This is a genomic window from Syntrophaceticus schinkii, from assembly GCF_000946815.1.
Classification (GTDB): domain Bacteria; phylum Bacillota; class DSM-12270; order Thermacetogeniales; family Thermacetogeniaceae; genus Syntrophaceticus; species Syntrophaceticus schinkii.
The window spans coordinates 1-4,454 of the sequence record NZ_CDRZ01000102.1 but is presented as its reverse complement, the minus strand read 5'-3'; the positions used below and the strand labels follow the sequence as shown (position 1 = coordinate 4,454).

At 36.6% G+C, this 4,454-nt stretch carries 5 protein-coding genes; all 5 read right to left on the bottom strand.

Annotation, left to right across the window (positions count from 1 at the left end; genetic code table 11):
• Window positions 1-51: 51 nt before the first annotated feature.
• Window positions 52-471, bottom strand: coding sequence for a hypothetical protein (locus SSCH_RS05675; protein ID WP_156972121.1), 420 nt, complete (start codon window positions 469-471; stop codon window positions 52-54).
• A gap of 13 nt (window positions 472-484) precedes the next feature.
• A complete protein-coding gene (locus SSCH_RS05670) occupies window positions 485-2,164 on the bottom strand; it encodes a reverse transcriptase domain-containing protein (protein WP_044664623.1) in 1,680 nt (559 codons plus the stop codon).
• A 121-nt stretch (window positions 2,165-2,285) separates the two neighbouring features.
• On the bottom strand, window positions 2,286-2,579 hold the full coding sequence (locus SSCH_RS05665) for a hypothetical protein (RefSeq protein WP_198142194.1): 294 nt from the start codon (window positions 2,577-2,579) through the stop codon (window positions 2,286-2,288).
• Entirely contained in the window at window positions 2,563-3,468 is a 906-nt protein-coding gene (locus SSCH_RS05660) for a DUF1848 domain-containing protein (RefSeq protein WP_052835363.1), read from the bottom strand. The genes SSCH_RS05665 and SSCH_RS05660 overlap by 17 nt, the downstream gene beginning before the upstream one ends.
• A 491-nt stretch (window positions 3,469-3,959) precedes the next feature.
• Complete coding sequence (locus tag SSCH_RS21760) at window positions 3,960-4,136, bottom strand: metal-dependent hydrolase (protein ID WP_084710959.1); 177 nt, start codon at window positions 4,134-4,136, stop codon at window positions 3,960-3,962.
• Window positions 4,137-4,454 lie beyond the last annotated feature (318 nt).

Here is a 4,454-nt window from a genome sequence, read left to right as displayed (position 1 = left end):
TTTCTATTTCTTCTCGCTATCCAATGCTTACATCTGCTTCTGCACAAACCTTTAACAAGTCGCCTGGGAAGCCATTAGTTGTACTAAGAAAGGAGAACTGCTGTCGTAAAGAATCTGCTGCAGAAAATCAACATACTTTGTATCTTTTACTTCTTCGACTGCCCAAAGTACAACTGAACGTAAAAATGCTTGCTTTAAATCATTAAAATTAGCAACCATTTTATCTAATGCTTTTGGATAAGACCGTAATATTAGAAAACTACACAACCACGGACATTTTAAAAATAATGAACAAACAATATCATCTACTCCAACAAGGGGCAATACACCTGCGCGGTATGTAAAAAAACGATATTTTGATTTCATTTTCTTCTTATCATGATTATCAAGTTTATTGTATTCATCATAATTCTCATACAGCTCAACTAGATTGCTCTTTATCTCGCTTCTTAGTTCCTCTAATCTCCTCACGAACAAGGGGTTATTAGCCTGAAATTTTTTTTGCCCATAGTTCCGGTGGAGTTAATCCATCCGTAATTGAAGGAAATCTCAAAAAAACCCTCCAAAAATATGCTGAACTTTTGCTTGACCTCTTGCCACGTATCCATCCTAGTTTATACCATAACCATAGATTTATCTTTCTTTGCAGCCACTCTGGACTCACGAAGACCCCCAGATTCTTTAGGCACTCTGAGTACCATTTGATAAACATAGCTGGTTGTTTCGTATATGCCTGATAGTATTTACGGTCCAAAGCATACAGCTGCCATAAAACCCATCCCAATCTTTTATTCATATTATCTAATAAGGGGTCGCTACCGTACATTTCCCGAAGCTCTGTAACCGAGCCATTGCTTTCTTTATCTTTATTTAACTCTAACTTTAGTTCCTGCAATAACTTATCGAGAGAAGACTTATAGCCTTTAAGCTCTTCTTCGCGTGGGGAAAGAAGAAAAATATCGTCAACATACCTCCTATAGACCATCTTTTTGCCATCCATTTGCTTGTCTATATCATCGAGATACAAGTTTGCTAAAAATCCTGAAGCAATGGGACCCTGTGGAATACCACAGTCAGGCTTATGCCTATCATAATCACGACAAATAAAAGATTCTAACATCTTTTCTATTCGTTTATCCTTCTGTTGTAATGCTTCGGATAATTTATTTAATAATATTTTTTGATCAATGCGTGTATAAAACGACTTAATATCAAGTTGGATGTAATGCCAGTCGGAATATTTTTCTTTCAAAATGTCTGAAAGATATTTATGATACCATGCATACCAAAAATATTCATATATATATTCAGTTTTAGTATTCTTATTAATCCGGTTGCCATAACTAAAATCAGAAAACTGTTCGTCAACCTTTCTACATAAAACATCAAGAAAAGTTGATGCTACCAAAGAATCACAGAGGTTGTCAATAATTATAGGTCGAAAATGTGTTTCATCCTTGGGATATTTAAAAAATATGGGTTTTGGACAAAAGGAATAGCCATTATTAAGCATCTCAGAACAATACTGCAGACTATCTTTATAGTAATATTCAAATAGCTTAATAGCTATATCATCATAGGGAAACTCCCTACGCAAAGCCATTCGAGCTTTATAGTATGCCTTATCCAGATTTTCATATCTAGATAGCTGCATAATTCCAAGATATAAAATTGCCTGCCCGGACCAATATTGAAGTACATGTTCTACCTTTATTTTACGATAATAAGATTTCGGAAAATTTTTGTATTTTACTTCTACATTGCTACAATTCTTATCAATTTCATTATTATAAAAACAACTAGCAAGACTGCATTGAAACTTGTCCATTTTTCTAGATAAAACCTGTCGTGGCGAAAACACATCTTTAACTTTTTCAATAATAGTTTTAGATTTAGTTTCTACAGAAAATATAATAGAGTGAAGCGGCTGAAACTCATCAACAACTTTTTTGATAAATTCAACCCCAGTGTCATATAAGGAGTGGTTGTCTAACCAATGAACAAGGTTACACATTGCTATTATGAGAAAATCAAAATTATCCTTAGGAAGTTCTTTTATAACAGCTTCCAAGCATACCCTTTCCGGAAAATTTTCCTTAATTATTTTATACTCAACTCTTATATCTGAGTTTTCGTTTATCCATTGAAAATATCTATCTGTCATATCATGACAATAGCTATTAGGCTCAACTATAATAACATCTATCCCCGGATAAGGTTCAGTACCATGCTGTAGCAGGGCATCTACTAGAGCTAATGTAAAAGTCCCTATCCCAGCACCTATATCAATAACAGTTTATTTTTTCCTGCGTATCTATTGATGCACTGGTCCCAGTATGTTTCTCTTGATATCGTAATATGGTATCTTGGGCTTTGTAAAAATGAGCAGGGAAAAGATTATAAAGAACACCCGCTAGTTCCTTGTAGTTTCTTATACGAGGCTTGTTGTATTTTTTGTAACCGTCATAATCCTCAAGAGTATCAAACTCATCCATCAATTTCTCATACATGTCAGTTATTAATTTTGATGCACATAGCACCAATTCCCTCACAACTCCCTCTCTAGTTATTAAAATCAAGTGAGAGCTGTTTGAAACATTTATTCCTCTGCTTTTTCGGTTGCTTGTTGGTAAATCTACTTTTTGAAGGTGACCTATTGGCATAACAATATATACATCCGTGTTTACATGTATTATAAGATCCTATATCGATGCTCTCATAACATCCACAATATTTTCGAGATGGTTTTAACTCATAATCGTTCTTATTGATACCAAAAAGTTCATGTAAAAGCTCTACATCAACACAATGCCCTTCTGTAATCCATCCTCTTACCAGGTACTTATTACAGCAGCTTGACAATGAAATACCGTGCTCGCTAGCAATAGTAGCCAAATCTTCTGACAGCTGGATTTTATCAAGTACAGGCAAATCTATAATACTAAAAATATTCTCATATCTCATTAATGACCGCAAGACCTTAGAATAGAGGTTGACGAAACTGATATAGCACCTCCTCGTATAACCTTCAAGTTGTTGGCAGAGATCTCGAAATTTATCGATGTGATAATCAGGGGGGGTTTTATCTGTTAGTATTATTGGATCATACCGCCAAGTAATATGCTGTGGTGAGTATCTCTGGGAAATCAATTTCAAAGTCTGGCAAGATTCCGCAGCACTAGGCACCTTTGGTTCAAAGATAGAAGGCAGACCAGTAATTGTATAATGAAAGACAAACGAGTATCCTTGTCGGTCAAGCACTTCTAAGTAGTTCCAAAATGGACGGTAATCTTTTGACCAAAAAACAAAAGCTGCAACATCCTGCGGTTCCAGCGAAACCGTTATCCTTTCATGTTTATATGGATGATAGACAGTAGTATGACCCTTGTCTAGTTGCTGCGCAAACCAATCCCCGAAAAAGGCCGGTATGTCAGTTCTCCGACTAACTGAAACTATACTCTTTTTCAAACCTATAGCCCCCAGTGTTATTTTGGGATCAATTATATAATCACCAGTAATTTGCTCTGAACTGTTTTGCTGACTGCTTAGTGGTCACTTATATGGTATTTTCGACACATAATCATGATAATCCTTCATTATTTACCAGATAAGGCCACATTATATTATTATGGTTAAACAAGACAATGCTATGCTATGCTATGCTATGCTATGCTATGCTATGCTATGCTATGCTTAATTTAATTCCGGTGAACTTTGCAGTTAAGCAGGAATTACCCTCTCTTTTAAACGAAAAAGCAATAAAGCAAGCCTGGCACCGCTCAAAGTCCTATACCTGACAAATGATCAGATGACAGAAAGTAAATTACTCAAGCCTGACCCCCTTATAGCAGTTCATCATGCCACTAGTATCAAATAACATAATACTAAAAGCAAAAACGATAGAGGTAGCTCGATAAGTTCGTTTCCATGGGTTATTCCTCTATGACCTGCAATCGCATTTACTGCGAGAGATTAATTGATTTCCTTTTCCTACCCAAAGTGCTCCTAGGATGATCTATATCAGGCAAAAGCCCCGCAAACATACCTAGAAAGAACCCTTCAAGCGGTGATCCTGTTAACTGGCCTATAACTGCTCCAATAAAGGCTCCCGCAGCAGCATGAGTTTTGCCGGTCAAACTGTTTTCACTCCTTTCGCTCTGTTATAAATACGGCGTGAGAAACTGCAGCAACATCTCCGGCCTGCATTTTCGACTTAATTATCACCAGCAACCTGGAATTCTCCCGCTGGAGTATGCTCTTCCCGATTCGATGCTGACGGCAGTATTAATTGACGGTTAACTCGCCACGCCCCACACCCTCAACATGAACGATAACAAAAACTAAACCCCACACTGCTTGCAAGGAATGTTATATTAACGCTTACATTACCCCTACAGCACTTCGCAGTAAGTACATGGGTAACTCTAACAGCATAAAGACTCTATTGTCCCATT